This is a genomic window from Nonomuraea sp. NPDC001831 (assembly GCF_042892035.1).
GTDB lineage: Bacteria > Actinomycetota > Actinomycetes > Streptosporangiales > Streptosporangiaceae > Nonomuraea.
This window is the reverse complement of sequence record NZ_JBIATU010000002.1, coordinates 817,337-831,190: the sequence shown is the minus strand read 5'-3', so window position 1 is coordinate 831,190 and position 13,854 is coordinate 817,337. Positions and strand designations below refer to the sequence as shown.

The following is a 13,854-nucleotide window of genomic DNA, read 5'->3' as shown; positions in this document are numbered from 1 at the left end:
ATCTTCACGTCGTGTTGCCTCAGGTGCCAGCATGGCGGGCCATGGACATCGACGGCTTCTGGGAACTGATCGAGCGGTCCGGCCGTGCGGCCGAGACCAAGGACGCGCGGCTCGCGTGGATGCTGGAGGAGCTTTCCGGCCGTTCTCCGGAAGAACTGATCGACTATCAGTGCCTGTGGACGGGCGTTCAGGGGCGCGGTTGCAGCATCGATTTGTATGCCGCCCATTGGTTCGTGTTCGGCAGTGGTTCGCTGGACGGTTTCGAGTACTTCGTGAGCTGGCTCATCAGCCTCGGGCGTGAATCGTTCGAGAGGGTCGCCGACTGCCCAGACCTGCTCATCGAACTGCCTCAGGTGTTACGTCACCTGGATCTCAAGAGGGCATATTCCGACTCGAAGAAGGCGCGCTCGCGGGACATGCTGCGTCGTCTTGAGGAGGAGGGGCCGGATTTCGAGCTGCTGGCCTCCGTTGCGTGCGAAGCCTACGAGAGAATCACCGGCTCAGAGGGCGTGGGCCTGTACGAGGCCGTTCATGGGCGCGGTGTTTTCGGCAGTTTCCCTTTGGTTCCGGCGATCGGCGGCGTTCCGAAGGGCGAGCAATGGGATTTCGAAGACCTCGGAGAATTAGTGCGGAGGTTGCCGCGTATAGCGCGTCATCGAGGATTGTGAAGGGCGGGAGGAGTTTCGTCATCACCCGGGATCCGTGCTGGTCCGGGGCGGAGATCTCTTCGGCGTCCCGGAAATCGTGACGCATGTAAGCGCGGTGGCCGGGGCGTTGCCGGGTTTGACGGAAAGTCGCAGGGTCCCGGCCCCCCGCCGCGTGGCCCATCTTTCGATCTCGCGGATCAGGTGGTGTCCGACTCCTCGGCCGCGAGCGGACGGGCTCACCCACATGGACACCAGCTCGACGCTGTCCGCCGTCTCGGTCGGGACGCCGCCGGCCATCCCGGCCGGGTGTCCGTCGAAGAAGGCGACGACGTTGTGCGAGCCGTGCATCGCCAGGCGGCCCCGCCAGCGTTCCTCGCGGTCGCCGTCGCCCTGCCAGTCGGCCAGCGTGGAACCGAAGGCGGATTCGGCGTCGGCGAGCGCGGCCAGCCGTAGTTCGCGCCAGAGCGGCCAGTCGTCGGGCTCCAGGATGCGTAGTTCGATCATATTCCGACCTTGTCCGCCGGACGGTGGGGACAGGCAACTGGATTTGCGGCCGGAGAGGGCCGTGTTACGGCGTGCGGTCGGTGCCGGTGTTTTCACGGCTCCAGATCTGCCTGGCGCGGGGGAGGTCCCTGATGGTGCCGCCTTCCGGCATCATGCCCCAGAGGAAGGGGACCAGGTAGGCGGGCGGGCCGCCCAGGAGTTCGGTCAGTTCGTCCTCGGTGACGGCGAGGGTGAACCGGGGGCCCGGTCGCGCGGGGGTCCAGCCCTGTTCGAGGGCGCGGCGGACGCATGCGGCGACGAGCGGCGGGCGGACCGCGATCGTCCGGGCTCCTTGCCAGTTGTCCGGGCGGGCGCAGGGGAGTGACACGAGCAGGACGCGGCCGAGGGTCTCGTCGTGTTCGACGACGAAGGTGAGCGGGGCCGCGGAAGTGCCGTCGCCGAAGGCGGGTCGGTGGCTGACCCGCCAGCGGAAGGCGGTGCCGTCGACCCTGATGAGCCGCGAGCCCTTCCTGGGCATCGCCATGGGCGCCTCCGGGTGCTGCCTTCGCGACAAATGGGTGCAGGACGGTCGCCAGCGTAACCCGCCGCCGTCGGGGGCAGGCCCCGAACGGGCAGGCTCCGAGCGAGCAGGCCCCGAGCGAGCAGGTGCGCAACGGGCTCGGGGGAGGCGCGGATCGGGGAGGTGCGGCCAGGGGAGGCGCGGGCCGGTGAGGTGTGGTGCGGTCAGGGGGAGGTGTGGACCGGTGCGGGGTCTCCGACCGGCCCTTGGTGCCTTCGCCGTTCCTGCGGGTGCGAGTGTGGGAACGGGTGCGGGTGCAGGGGTGTGCGGTTGCCGGACGTGCGGGGCAGGGGTGTGCGGGTTGCGCGACCAGGGGTGTGCGGGTTGCGGGACGTGCTGGGGTGCGGGGTCAGTCGCTGGTGTCCTGTGAGGGGGTCTCGGGCTTCTGGGAGTTCAGCCAGGTGTGCACGGCCGAGGTGCCGGTGATCCAGAGCGCCGCGAAGCCGCCGGAGGCCGTCGCGCCCGCCATGATGGCGCCCGCGACCGTGCTGCCGTTCCCGGTGGCGAGCAGGCCGGCGACGACACCGACGAGCAGCGCGAGCAGGGCGCCGCTGACCGCCGACCAGATGAGGGTTGCCTTGCTCATTCGTGTCCCCTTGCCGTACGGGCTTGTTCGTTGACGTAGGAGTACCAGCGGGACTCGGGGACACGTCCGCACAATTGATCGTTCCGGCCATGATCGCGCTTGCCTCGGACGTATTCGGACGACATCGGAAGGGTTCGGCCGAGTAGGGCTGAAGGGGCAGATGTGTGTGATGCGCCTGGCACACCGACAAGACCGACTTATGGCACTATGGCTGCTTATCTCAACGCAACGAGAGGGTGGCGCCTGCCCCTCTTCTCGAAATGCCACTTCCACTCTTAAACCGGACAACGGTGTCCGAACCGGGGCGGCTCATGAAGGATGTCGATCAAGGCGAAGATCACCTTGCTCTGCTCGTGACACGTCTGAACAGATTGCGTGAAATCGAATGCGGAAACCCCTCGCTGAAACGGATCGAAAAAGTCGCGCTCGCCCTTTTGGCCGAAGACCCCGAACGAAACAGATGGCGCCGGCCGTTGCCGAAGTCCACGGTGTCCGACCTGCTGAACGGCAGGTCGCAGAAAGTGCCGGATTTCATGCTGATGCGGACCATCGTCGAGGTGTGTCAGGTGATCGCGGTGAAGTCCGGCATGCCCATCGAGTCCGTGGAGGAGCTGACCGCCGAGTTCAGCGCCCTGTGGCAGGCCGCCAAGGCCGAAGCGGGGGAGGCCGCGCGACGCCGGAACGAGTCGCCGGCCGCCGCCCGGACCGGCGGGGACGTCCTGGAGCCCGCCCCCGGCGAGCAGTCGTCCTGGCGGCCCTCGCCCACGGAGCTGCGGGTTCCGCTGCATTGGGGACGTCTGGGCATGTTCCGGCTGCGATCGGCGGAGAGGGGTGACGCCAGGGCCGCCCACGAGCTGGCCGTCCTGCTGGCCTGCGAGGCGTGCGGCGCGGGTGGGAAGGAGGCCGAGCACTGGCGGCGGCTGGCCACGTACTGGAACCACCGGGCGCTCGGCGCGGTGCCGGAGGCGGCGGGCTTCCAGCTCCGCGGCCGCCGGCTGGTGATGATGGCCAGGGCGCTGGCCGAGAAGTACGCCGAGGCGGGCAAGCCCAGCTCGACGTACTTCTGGAAGGCCGTGCGGCAGGCGGAGACGTCCGTGCGGACGGTGGAGGCGCGGCAGGAGGCGGAGGTCGGCTGACGCCTCGGAAACACCAGCACGGTCGGCGGGGAGCAGCGGGTCAGCGGGTCAGGACGCGTACGTTCCCGTACGTGCTGCGCGCGAGGATGGTCCTGGAGCTGGACTTCGTGCTCTTGATGTCGGAGTGCGCGGAGCCGTCCTGGCTCTCGACCGTCACCTGGTAGGAGTCCTTCGGCACGCGGACGGTCACGCCGCCCTCGCGCGCCTTCACGTCAAGGTCCGCGGGCGGCGCGGCGAAGGCCAGGGAGATCGAGCCGTCCAGGGTGCGTCCGCGCACGCTGGACGACCGCAGCCCTTCGCCCTCGATCGTGCCGGAGTCGGTCAGCAGGCGCAGCTTGCCCGAGGTGTCCTTGACCTCGATGCGGTCGCCGCTGGAGACGTCGACGTCCTGGGTGAGGCCGTTCAGGATGACGCCGTCAGGGGAGTCGACCGTCAGCCGCACCCCGGCCGGGACCAGCACGTGGTAGCGCGCGCCGCAGTCGCCGACGATGAGGGTGCAGTCGGCGCTGAGCCGCAGCACGCCGTCGCGCAGCGACCACGAGGGGCTGGTGGACGCCTTGCCGCGCGTCCAGCGCCGCACCTCGACGGCCGGGCTGGTGGCGGGCAGCACCCGCACCCCGCCCAGTGACGACGAGATCTTCAGTTCGGCCCCGGTGAACGGGAACGTCCGGACGGCGGGCACCTCATCGCTGTCGAAGCGCACGCTGCACCCGGTGACTGCCAGAATTGCCACGATTACCAGCAAAAGCCTCATGGAAACGATCGTGGCGAAGCGGCGGCGGAGGCCCATCGGCCGTTCGACCGATGGCCCTCCGCCATTCGGCCATAGGAACCCCGTCCCCGACGCCGGTGGGGCTACAGCGCCGACAGCAGGGCGTGCACGTGCGGCAGGGGATCGCGCCCCAGCGGCCGGACGACCACCGTCCGGGCGCCCGCCGCCCACATGCTCCTGACCTGCTCCGCCGCCTGCTCAGGGGTGCCGGCCGCCATGACGACGTCGTGCGGCGACACGCCCAGGTAGGCCGCCTGGTCCCGGACCACCGGATGGGCGAGCCGGTCCGCCTCCTCGCCGATGTGCAGGAAGGTGAAGACGCCCAGCTCGTGGTCGTCGCCCCCGGCGATCCGCTCGACGATGCCGGGCAACTGCGCCGGGCCGACCCCCTCCGGCACGATCGTGCCCTGCGCGATGCGTCCCGACAGCGCCAGCGAGCGCGGCCCCTTCACCCCTGCCAGGACGGGCGGCGGCACGGCCGGCGGATGCACCAGCGACACGCCGTCGAGGTGCACCGCCTTGCCGTGCAGGGTGACCGTCTCGCCGCGCAGCAGGGCGCCTACGGCCGTGATCGTCTCCTCCAGCAGGGCGAGCGGCGACGGCACGGCGGCGCCGACCTGGCGCATCCATTCCTGCACGCCGTGCCCGATGCCCGCGGCCAGCCGGCCGGGATGCATCCGGGCCAGGTTGCCGATCTCCATCGCCAGCAGCATCGGGTTGCGCAGCGGCGCGGGGGTGATGCCGATGCCGACGCGCAGCCGGGACGTGACGGCCAGCGCGGTGGCCGCCGCGGAGACGCCGCCGGTCCAGCCCAGGTCCTCCACCACCCACAGGTCGTCGACGGCGGTCTCGTCGAGCGCCCGGGCGAACGGGATCAGTTCCTCGGGCGGCAGATCCCGGTCGAACATCACGCCAAGTCTCACGAAGCCCTCCAGTAGCAGCGGAACAACCGGCCGATCTCCGAGTATCCGGCATGCAGGAAGGCGCTAGCGGTAGGCGTGTCGCCCACGCCGGTCCCGGCGGCAGGCCGGCATGCGGGCCTCCGGGCGTGAGAGGGATCTCGCCGCGAGCCTACGAGCCGGCGGCGCCGGGGAGACGCGCTCGCGTCCGTGATCCCGGCAGGACGCGGTCAGGCGGCCGGATCGAGGGCGGCACGGGCCTCGCCGAGCGAGGCGCTGGTCTCGAAGTGCCGGTCGAGGTTGGTGATCGTCAGCAGGTGACGGATCATGCCGGGCCCGAGGACGAGGATCATGCGTCCTCGCAGGTCCTGGACGTAGCTGAGCGTCGCCACCAGGACGCCGAGGCCCACCGAGTCGCAGAAGGGCACCTCGGTCAGGTCGATCACCAGGTTGAGCGGATCAGCCGCCGCCAGGGCCTGATCGAGTTCGGCGCGAAGCCGGGGAGCGCCCGCCACGTCGAGATCGCCTACGACGTGCAGGACGGTACAGGGGCCCTCCTGCCATGACTTGACCACCATGCCAATCACGTGCCCTGGCTTTACCTGGTTATGCCTATTTCTTGCATATGTTCTCCATTGCGGTCTTCGTCGTCGGCGTGGAGCTCGGCTTGCTCGCCGGGGTGTCGGGCTGCTTGAGCTTCTTGATCTTCGGCTGGTCGCTGCCGGCGATCACCTCGACGCCCTCGACGTCGGCCTGCTTCAGCTCCGCCCCCGGGATGACGGACGCCACCAGGCGCGCGGCCGCCTCCTGGCCCGCGGCGTACCGCACGAGGGTCTGCTTGTGGTCCTTCTTGTCGGTGTTGCCCGGCTCGCCGGGCACCTTGAAGCCGGAGGCCACCAGCGCCGACTTGGTACGCGCCCCCAGCCCCGTGATGAGCGTGCCGTTCATGACCTTGACCGTGACGCTCTCCGGCGGGACCACCGTCTTGGCCGGCGACGGCGTGGCCGTCGTGGCCGTCTTGGTCGGCGCGGGCTTGGCGAGATCCTGGTCGGCGTCGATGCGGCGGAACATGTCGCGGGCCGCCGGACGGTCCCACAACACCGCCGACTCGCCGGTCGGGGCCTTGAAGTCGACGTTCGCGAGCGGCACGTCGGCGAAGCGGACGTCCTCCAGCGACACGTCGCGCAGCTGGGTGGCCAGCCCGATCAGCCCGTCGTCGGGATCGACCTTCACCGTGCTCAGCGTGGAGTTGACGAACGCGGCGAGCTTGGCCGGGTTGGCCAGCGTGTCGGCGCTCAGCGCCCGGTTGAGCAGCGCGGAGATGACCTGCTGCTGCCGGTCGATGCGGTCGAGGTCGGAACGGGCGGTGGCGCGGGTGCGGGCGTAGCCGAGCGCCTGGGCGCCCTGGAGCTGGTGGGTGCCGGCGATCAGGTTGAGGCCCGTCTTGGGGTCGTTGATCGGGATCGGCGTGCAGACGGTGACGCCGCCGAGCGAGTCGACCACGTCGATGAACCCGAGGATGTTCACCTCGATGTAGCGGTTGATCTCCAGCCCGGTGGCGGCCTTGACGGTCTGCATGGTGAGCTTCGGCCCGCCGAACTGGTAGGCCGAGTTGATCTTGTGGTCGCCCTTGCCGGGGATCGTCGTCCAGGTGTCGCGCGGCAGGCTCACCACGGTGACGCGCTGGTGGTCCTCCGACAGGTGGATGACCATCATCGTGTCGGTGCGCTGGCCGGACTCGCGGCCCAGCTTGAGCTGGTTCTGCTGCTGCCGGGTCAGGTCGTCGCGCTTGTCGACGCCGACCAGCAGGATGTTCTCGGCCCCCTGGGACTTGGGAGCGGTCACGCCCGCGTCGACCGTGCCGATCTGGCGCGGGGTCGCCCACACCACGCCGGTGCTGACCAGGATGCCCGTGGACAGCAGGCCGGCGACGATCACGTTGCGGCGGCGTGCCTTGGCGCTCCGCACGGGCCTGCGTGGACGGGTGGCAGGAGTGAGCCTGACGCCGCCGTAGGCGTCGCCGCCCACCAGCACGCCGCCGTCCTCCTCGCCCGGTTCGCGCATGCCCTCCTCCTCGGATCCGCCGGGGACACCGGGGCTTTCGATTGCCCTTCTCCCCTGGTCGTACAGTAGCGTGAGCCCCGCCATGAAGCAGTTCCCCGACTCGCCGCACGCGCCCGCGGAGACGCGCGGCTGGCCCCCCATCTCCGTCGTCATGCCGGTCCTCAACGAGGAGCGGCACCTTCGCGAGGCCGTCGACCAGGTCCTCGCCCAGAGCTACCCCGGTGAGATCGAGGTCGTCCTCGCCGTGGGTCCGTCCCAAGACCGCACCCAGGAGGTCGCCGACGCCATCGCGGCGGCCGACCGCCGGGTGATCGTGGTGCCCAACCCGACCGGTCGCACGCCCAACGCGCTCAACGCCGCCATCGCCGCCGCCCGCAACGGCATCGTCGCCAGGGTCGACGGGCACGCCATGCTGCCCTCCGACTACCTGCGCGTCGCCGTCGAGACGCTGGCCGAGACCGGCGCCGACAACGTGGGCGGCGTCATGGCGGCCGAAGGCGTCACACCGTTCGAGCAGGCCGTGGCCTGCGCCATGACCTCCAAGATCGGCGTCGGCGCCGCGGCCTTCCACGTGGGCGGCACCGCGGGCCCGGCCGACACCGTCTACCTCGGCGTGTTCCGCCGCTCGGCGCTCGACCGGGTCGGCGGCTACGACGAGCACTTCCAGCGGGCTCAGGACTGGGAGATGAACCACCGCATCCGCCAGACCGGCGGGCTGGTCTGGTTCCAGCCGCGCATGCGGGTCACCTACCGTCCGCGGCCCAACGTCAAGGCGCTGGCCAAGCAGTACTTCCACTACGGCCGCTGGCGGCGCGTGGTCGCGCGCACCCACGAGGGCACGATCAACCTGCGTTACCTGGCGCCGCCCGCCGCGGTGCTGGCCATGGCGCTGGGGGTGGTGCTGTCGCCGTTCTTCCCGCTCGCGCTCGTCGTGCCCGGGGGCTACGCGCTGGCCATCGTGGCCGGCTCGGCGGTCACCGGCAGCGGGCTGCCGGGCGCGGCCAAGCTGCGGCTGCCCCTCGTCTACGCCACCATGCACGTCTCGTGGGGATGGGGCTTCCTCACCAGCCCGCGGAGGTTGTCCAGGCCGCCACGCTGATCTATGAGCCCGCGAAGACCCGTTCGACGGCCGCGTCGAAGCGGGTCAGCGCGTCCGGGTACTCCGGCCCGAGCAGGTAGCTCCTGAGCTTGATCCTGGCTCGGGCCAGGGTGTCCTCACCGTCCAGGAAACCGGCGAGGGCCGCGAGGTCCTCGCCGATGAGCACCCCCGCCTCGGTGCTCGGGTAGCGCTCGTGGAAGGCGCGCTCGGGCAGCCCCGCGACGTTCGTCACGGCGTACGGCTTCTCGCTGGCCAGGAAGTCGGCCACGACGCTGGAGATGTCGCTGATCAGCAGGTCGCACTCGTTGAAGCAGTCGTACAGGTGCGGGCTGTCGCCGGTGACGATCAGGTGCCTGATCTCCGGCGCCCCGCCCGGGCTCGACGGATGCCTGGCCTTCGACCTGGCCAGCTCGGCCGCCTCGATCATCGACACGATCCTGCGGTGCGCCCGCGCGGCGCTCTTGTCGCGGTGGCCGGTCAGCGGGTGCGGCTTGTAGATGATCCGCAGCTGCGGGTCGTGGTCCAGCAGGGCGCGCACGATGCGCGGGCCCATGGTGATCAGCGACGTGTGGAACAGGTCGTCGTTCCAGCCCTCCCAGGTCGGGGCGTAGAGCACGGTCCGGTACGGCAGCCCCGGGCCCTCGGTCGAGATGCCTTCGAGCTGTGGCCGGCCGACCTCGTGGATGCTCTCGTCCCGGACGCCCACGCGGGCGCGCCGGTAGCGGTCGCGCCCGGCCGGCCCGGCCACCCACACCTCGTCGTACACCCGCGAGAAGGGGTTGAACGACGCCTCCTTGTCGCTGTCGCCGTGGTTGAGGAACACGCTGCGCAGGGTCGGGATGCGCAGCATGTGGACGTTGCGGCCGACGTTGGAGACGTACAGGCAGAGCTTGGCGCTGAACAGGGCGCGGAAGCTCATCAGGTCGGCCGAGGACGGGATGCAGACCATCGGCAGCGTGGTCGACTCCAGGTGCCTGGCCATGCCGCGCTCGCGCAGCACGACGATGGCGCGCCGGTTGATGCGTTCAAGGGTGGGCAGCCACATCCGGGCCTGGTAGGCGGCGGCCGTCGCGCCGGAGAAATACAGGATGACCTCCGGGTCGTAGGCCCTGACCTGCTCGCCCACGACCTCCAGCACCCTCGCCCGGTCACCGAGCGGCCGGGTGCGGCGCACGTACGGCAGCAGCGCCAGCACGCCCGCCACGCCGAGCAGCAGCGCGACGCCCGCGCCGGCCGCCCCGGCCGCCGCGCCGAAGGTCGCGCCGAGCACCGGCAGGGCGTCGAGCCCGAGGAAACGCAGGCCGCGGTGGGCGCCCAGGAACGGGGGCGGCATCTTGGGGATGCGCAGCGCGGACACGTCGAGGTTGCGGGTGGTCACCGGCATGCTGCTGAGCGTCTGCCGCAGGCGGATGGCCAGCCCCGAGTGCGCGGCCCGCGTGCCGTGCAGCGCGAACAGCCCGGCGGCCAGCGCCACGAACCACGGCGAGCCGGCCCCCGACACCCGCGCCACCAGCAGCAGCGCGGCCGTCTCCCGGGCCGCGAACCGCAGCGTGGTGCCCAGATGCATCCGGCTGAGCAGCTCGGTCAGCCCGCCGGCCAGGCGTGCCGCGGCGAACTCGACGGCGTAGGAGACCACGGCGACCAGCCCGAACAGCAGCGGCGCCGGCCACAGCGCCGACGCCAGCAGGACGGGGTAGCAGCCGAGCAGCGCGCCGATCGCCAGCAGTCTTCTCATGCGACCGCACGGTAACAACCCGCAGGTCAAGCGCCTTCCACGCGAACGTCTACGACATGCCCGGACACGTCAGGAGATGGACCCCCTGATCGCGAAGAGCTGCTCGGCGATCCGCAGGTCGTCCGGATGGGTGACCTTGATGTTGCGCTCGCTGCCGGGGACCAGGTGGATGGGCACCTCGGGCAGGTAGCGCAGCACCACGCCGCAGTCGTCGGTGGCCGGGCGCTCGGCGAAGCCCGGGTCGGCCATGGCCCGCTCGTACGCCTCGCGGATCACCGAGAGCCGGAAGCACTGCGGCGTCTGGCTGCGGCGCAGCCGCGAGCGGTCGAGGACCTCGCCGATCACCTCGCCGTCCGGGCCGGGCACGGCCACCAGGACCGTGTCGGAGCTCGGGATCGCCACGTTGACGGCCCGGTGGGTGCGCAGCGCCGCCACGCACTCGGTGATGATCCGCGGCTCCAGAAGGGGCCGTACGGCGTCGTGCAGCAGCACGTCGCACTCCTGCGTGCCCAGCGCCCGCAACGCCCGCCACGTGCTCTCCGTACGGCTGCGGCCGCCCTCCACGATCTGGGTGACCTTGCGGTGGCCGCCGTTCGCCACGATCTCCTTCACCCGGTCGGTGAAGCCGGGCGTCATCAGCACCACGATCTCGTCGATCTCCGGCGCCCGCTCGAACACCGCGATCGAGTGCTCCAGGATCGTCCGCCCGGCTACTTCGATGAGTTGTTTGGGTATCTCATGTCCGACCCGCTGCCCCACGCCTCCCGCGAGGAGCACTCCGACCGACCGCCGCGCTGCATCCATGTCGGCAGCGTAACGGTCCTGTTCCGTGATATCGCGCGCCCCTGTCGCTACGCTGTGTCCACGCACTCCCTACCGGGAGGAGACCTGCGCTTTGCCCGACTCACTCACCCGCGAGGGCACGACCACCTCGGTGGTGCTGCTCGCCACGACCCCGGCGTGCCGGCTCTCCTGCGCCGGCGGCACGCTCCTCGACCGGCTGAGCGACCAGTTCGCCGCGCTTCCCGTCCGTGACGTCCAGGTGGTCGCCCCCGGCGGCGGGCTCGGGGCCGACCTGCGCGGGGTTGCCAAGATCGCCCGGGTCTCCTCGGGCACGGTCGTGGTGCTCCCCGCCGACCTCGTCGCCCACACCGAGGCGCTCGCGCTGCTGCTCGAACATCCCGCGCGCGACACCGGCGCGCTGGTCTCCCACGACGCCGCCGCGGCCCCGATGCGGCCGCCCGTACGCGTCGAGTCCGGCAGGGTGGTCGCCGCCGGCAGCTCGTTCCACACCGTCCCGGAGGCCAACGCCACGTTCAGGGGCGTGCTCCAGACCGGCGAGGCCGACCTGGCGACCCTGGCCGACCTCGCCGAGGAGCTGGCCGAGCTGGCCGACCTGGGCAAGCTCGGCCCGGTCACCCCCGTCGAGGCGGTCGACCTGCTGCTGGTGGGACTGGTCAGGGCCGGCGTACGGGTGCGCGCCGCCTCGATCGGCCCGCTGCACGCCGACCGCGTGACCGGCCAGCACGCCGCCGACAGCGCCCTGACCAGGCTCGCCGAGGTCGACGAGGCCAGGGTCCGGCTCGACACCTCGGTCAAGGAGGACGACGGCTTCTTCGCCACGTTCTTCGTCTCGACCTGGTCGCGCCACCTGATCAGGCCGGCCGTCCGCCTCAAGCTCACCCCCAACGCCGTCACCGGCGTCTCGATCGGCCTGGCCGCGCTGGCCGCCGTCTGGTTCTCGGCCGGCACCCAGGCAGGGCGGGCGGCCGGGGGCGCGCTGTTCCTGATGTCGTTCGCGCTCGACTGCCTCGACGGGCAGCTCGCCCGCTACACCCGCACGTTCTCCCCGCTCGGCGCCTGGGCCGACGGCATGGCCGACCGGCTGAAGGAGTACCTGGTCTACGTCGGGCTGGCCTTCGGCTACGGCGGGACCGCGATCTGGTACCTGGCCGCCGCCGCGATGATCACCCAGGTCGTCCGCCACTCCATCGACTACTCCTACGCCGGGGCGGTGGCCGACGCCGGCCGCGTCGGCGCGCTGTGGGCCAGGCCCGCCCGCTCGCTGCTGGAGCCGGCCGACGCGCGGCACGCCCACGGGATGCTCGGGCTCGCCCAGCGGCTGGAGCGCGACTCGCTCGTCCACTGGCTCAGGAAGATGGTCGTGCTGCCCATCGGCGAGCGGACGGTGCTGATCGCCGTCACCGCCGCCGTGTGGGACGCCAGGGTGACGTTCGTGTCCCTGCTGGGCTGGGGCGGCGTCGCGGCCCTCTACCAGCTCGCCGGGCGCGTCGCGAGGTCGGCACGGTGAGGGTCGGCGCGGTGAGGGTCGGCACGGTGAGGGTCGCCGGGGCGGGTGGGGCGGCGGCGGTTCGCCGGATCGGGAGGTGGGCAGCGTGATCTCCGTGCACATGAGCCCCGTGCCAGAGAGCAAGGTCGTCGCCTACCGCGACGACGGGCCGCTCTCGCGCGCGATGGGCCTGCTCGTGGCCGGGCAGCTCCCGCCGCTGCCGCCGGTGATCGCCGGCACGTTCGTCACCGGCGTGCTGCTGCTGATCGGCGTGGCCGGGTCCGACGGGCTCGCGGTGTTCGCGCCCGCCGTGACGCTGCTGCTGGCCGGGCCGGGCAGCACCCACCCGCACGACGGCCGCTTCGACTGGCTGGTGCCGCCGATCCTGCGGCTCATCGAGTACAGCTTCGTCGCCGCCTGCGGCTTCGCCCACGGGCTGCCGCCGGTCCTGACCTTCCTGCTGCTCGGCGCGCTCGCCTTCCACCACTACGACCTGGTCTACCGGCTGCGCCAGCGCGTCTACCCGCCGGCCTGGCTCTCGACGCTCGGCCTCGGCTGGGACGGCCGGATGATGGCGGTCTCGCTGGCCGCCCTGGCCGGCTGGATGACCGCGGGCTACGTGCTGCTGACCCTCTACCTGTGGGCGCTGTTCGGCTGGGAGAGTGTCACGTGCTGGCTGGCCGCGCCCCGATCGGGCGTCGAGGCGAGCGAGATGGGAACGCAAGACTGACGGCGGATTACCCGCGAAGGGCCCAAAGGCAACTAACCTTTGGGCACACGTAGTCATGCTCGACCGAGGAGTGCACGTTGCTGGGAATGGTTCTGGCCGCCGGGGCCGGACGACGCCTGCGGCCGTACACCGACACGCTGCCCAAGGCGCTCGTGCCGGTTGACGGCGAAACCACGATCATGGACATCTCGCTGCGCAACCTCGCCGAGGTGGACCTGCGGGAGGTCGTGGTCGTCGTCGGTTACGCGGCGCAGGCCGTGCACGACCGCAAGGAGGAGCTGGAGAGGCGCCACGGCGTCAAGCTCACCCTCGTGCACAACGACAAGGCCGAGGAGTGGAACAACGCCTACTCCCTGTGGTGCGCCCGCGACTACTTCGCCCAGGGCGTGCTGCTGGTCAACGGCGACACCGTCCACCCCGTCTCGGTCGAGAAGACGCTGCTGGCCGCCCCCGAGACCAGCGACGTCCTGCTCGCGGTCGACGACGTCAAGACGCTGGCCGACGAAGAGATGAAGGTGACCCTCTCCCCGGAGGGCTCGCTGCGCCGCATCACCAAGCTGATGGACCCGGCCGAGGCCTACGGCGAGTACATCGGCGCCACGCTCATCAGGCCCGGCGCGGCCGAGCGGCTGGCCGACGCGCTCAAGGCGACGTTCGAGCGCGACCCCCAGCTCTACTACGAGGACGGTTACCAGGAGATGGTCGAGCGCGGCGAGGCGATCCACGTCGCGCCCATCGGCGAGGTCGACTGGGTCGAGGTGGACAACCACGACGACCTGGCCAAGGCTCGCACCATAGCCGTTCGCTACTAGAGGGAGCGCGCATGCCGCTTC

At 71.0% G+C, this 13,854-nt stretch carries 15 protein-coding genes; 6 read left to right on the top strand and 9 right to left on the bottom strand.

Features of this window, described 5'->3' with window-relative positions:
* The first annotated feature begins 41 nt into the window (after nt 1-41).
* Entirely contained in the window at nt 42-668 is a 627-nt protein-coding gene (locus ACFYYW_RS09350) for a DUF4240 domain-containing protein (protein WP_387646809.1), read from the top strand.
* Between the two features lie 21 nt (nt 669-689).
* Here ACFYYW_RS09350 and ACFYYW_RS09345 read toward each other — a convergent pair whose 3' ends face one another.
* From ACFYYW_RS09345 to ACFYYW_RS09335, 3 genes are all read right to left on the bottom strand, one after another.
* Nucleotides 690-1,151, bottom strand: a complete 462-nt coding sequence (locus ACFYYW_RS09345) for a GNAT family N-acetyltransferase (protein ID WP_387646806.1) — start codon at nt 1,149-1,151, stop codon at nt 690-692.
* Nucleotides 1,152-1,215: 64 nt separating this feature from the next.
* Entirely contained in the window at nt 1,216-1,674 is a 459-nt protein-coding gene (locus ACFYYW_RS09340) for a hypothetical protein (RefSeq protein ID WP_387646804.1), read from the bottom strand.
* A 385-nt stretch (nt 1,675-2,059) separates the two neighbouring features.
* Entirely contained in the window at nt 2,060-2,296 is a 237-nt protein-coding gene (locus tag ACFYYW_RS09335) for a hypothetical protein (protein ID WP_352321601.1), read from the bottom strand.
* A gap of 488 nt (nt 2,297-2,784) precedes the next feature.
* Here ACFYYW_RS09335 and ACFYYW_RS09330 point away from each other — a divergent pair, with 488 nt between their 5' ends.
* Complete coding sequence (locus ACFYYW_RS09330) at nt 2,785-3,432, top strand: hypothetical protein (RefSeq protein WP_364389252.1); 648 nt, start codon at nt 2,785-2,787, stop codon at nt 3,430-3,432.
* Nucleotides 3,433-3,472: 40 nt separating this feature from the next.
* Here the strand turns inward: ACFYYW_RS09330 and ACFYYW_RS09325 are convergent, their stop codons facing one another.
* The 4 genes from ACFYYW_RS09325 to ACFYYW_RS09310 form a co-directional block, all read right to left on the bottom strand.
* The gene (locus ACFYYW_RS09325; RefSeq protein WP_387646801.1) at nt 3,473-4,165 is read right to left on the bottom strand and encodes a DUF4097 family beta strand repeat-containing protein; all 693 of its coding nucleotides are present in this window, start codon (nt 4,163-4,165) and stop codon (nt 3,473-3,475) included.
* 122 nt (nt 4,166-4,287) lie between these two features.
* A complete protein-coding gene (locus tag ACFYYW_RS09320; RefSeq protein WP_387646799.1) occupies nt 4,288-5,127 on the bottom strand; it encodes an LLM class flavin-dependent oxidoreductase in 840 nt (279 codons plus the stop codon).
* Nucleotides 5,128-5,333: 206 nt separating this feature from the next.
* Nucleotides 5,334-5,681 carry an STAS domain-containing protein gene (locus tag ACFYYW_RS09315; protein ID WP_387646797.1) on the bottom strand — a complete coding sequence of 116 codons (348 nt, stop codon included), beginning with the start codon at nt 5,679-5,681 and terminating at the stop codon, nt 5,334-5,336.
* A 34-nt stretch (nt 5,682-5,715) separates the two neighbouring features.
* The gene (locus ACFYYW_RS09310; protein WP_387646794.1) at nt 5,716-7,167 is read right to left on the bottom strand and encodes an LCP family protein; all 1,452 of its coding nucleotides are present in this window, start codon (nt 7,165-7,167) and stop codon (nt 5,716-5,718) included.
* An 82-nt stretch (nt 7,168-7,249) separates the two neighbouring features.
* On the opposite strand from ACFYYW_RS09310, the gene ACFYYW_RS09305 reads away from it, so the two are divergent.
* Complete coding sequence (locus ACFYYW_RS09305) at nt 7,250-8,266, top strand: glycosyltransferase family 2 protein (protein WP_387646792.1); 1,017 nt, start codon at nt 7,250-7,252, stop codon at nt 8,264-8,266.
* Nucleotide 8,267: 1 nt separating this feature from the next.
* Here ACFYYW_RS09305 and ACFYYW_RS09300 read toward each other — a convergent pair whose 3' ends face one another.
* Both ACFYYW_RS09300 and ACFYYW_RS09295 read right to left on the bottom strand, forming a co-directional pair.
* Nucleotides 8,268-10,001, bottom strand: coding sequence for a CDP-glycerol glycerophosphotransferase family protein (locus tag ACFYYW_RS09300; RefSeq protein ID WP_387646790.1), 1,734 nt, complete (start codon nt 9,999-10,001; stop codon nt 8,268-8,270).
* A gap of 69 nt (nt 10,002-10,070) precedes the next feature.
* Nucleotides 10,071-10,805 (bottom strand): IspD/TarI family cytidylyltransferase, encoded by a 735-nt coding sequence (locus ACFYYW_RS09295; RefSeq protein WP_352321586.1) that lies wholly within the window; start codon nt 10,803-10,805, stop codon nt 10,071-10,073.
* A 91-nt stretch (nt 10,806-10,896) separates the two neighbouring features.
* Here ACFYYW_RS09295 and ACFYYW_RS09290 point away from each other — a divergent pair, with 91 nt between their 5' ends.
* The 3 genes from ACFYYW_RS09290 (at nt 10,897) to ACFYYW_RS09280 (ending at nt 13,833) form a co-directional block, all read left to right on the top strand.
* Nucleotides 10,897-12,312: a CDP-alcohol phosphatidyltransferase family protein gene (locus ACFYYW_RS09290; RefSeq protein ID WP_387646786.1), complete on the top strand. Its 1,416-nt coding sequence runs from the start codon at nt 10,897-10,899 to the stop codon at nt 12,310-12,312.
* 85 nt (nt 12,313-12,397) lie between these two features.
* Nucleotides 12,398-13,021, top strand: coding sequence for a DUF5941 domain-containing protein (locus ACFYYW_RS09285; protein WP_364389248.1), 624 nt, complete (start codon nt 12,398-12,400; stop codon nt 13,019-13,021).
* A 77-nt stretch (nt 13,022-13,098) separates the two neighbouring features.
* Nucleotides 13,099-13,833, top strand: a complete 735-nt coding sequence (locus ACFYYW_RS09280; RefSeq protein WP_387646783.1) for a sugar phosphate nucleotidyltransferase — start codon at nt 13,099-13,101, stop codon at nt 13,831-13,833.
* Nucleotides 13,834-13,854 lie beyond the last annotated feature (21 nt).

Excerpts from the sequence above, each read along its gene's own strand:
- ACFYYW_RS09350 (WP_387646809.1), top strand. The coding sequence starts at position 42 with ATGGACATCGACGGCTTCTGGGAACTGATCGAGCGGTCCGGCCGTGCG.
- ACFYYW_RS09345 (WP_387646806.1), bottom strand. The coding sequence starts at position 1,151 with ATGATCGAACTACGCATCCTGGAGCCCGACGACTGGCCGCTCTGGCGC.
- ACFYYW_RS09340 (WP_387646804.1), bottom strand. The coding sequence starts at position 1,674 with ATGGCGATGCCCAGGAAGGGCTCGCGGCTCATCAGGGTCGACGGCACC.
- ACFYYW_RS09335 (WP_352321601.1), bottom strand. The coding sequence starts at position 2,296 with ATGAGCAAGGCAACCCTCATCTGGTCGGCGGTCAGCGGCGCCCTGCTC.
- ACFYYW_RS09315 (WP_387646797.1), bottom strand. The coding sequence starts at position 5,681 with ATGGTGGTCAAGTCATGGCAGGAGGGCCCCTGTACCGTCCTGCACGTC.
- ACFYYW_RS09310 (WP_387646794.1), bottom strand. The coding sequence starts at position 7,167 with ATGCGCGAACCGGGCGAGGAGGACGGCGGCGTGCTGGTGGGCGGCGAC.
- ACFYYW_RS09305 (WP_387646792.1), top strand. The coding sequence starts at position 7,250 with ATGAAGCAGTTCCCCGACTCGCCGCACGCGCCCGCGGAGACGCGCGGC.
- ACFYYW_RS09300 (WP_387646790.1), bottom strand. The coding sequence starts at position 10,001 with ATGAGAAGACTGCTGGCGATCGGCGCGCTGCTCGGCTGCTACCCCGTC.
- ACFYYW_RS09295 (WP_352321586.1), bottom strand. The coding sequence starts at position 10,805 with ATGGATGCAGCGCGGCGGTCGGTCGGAGTGCTCCTCGCGGGAGGCGTG.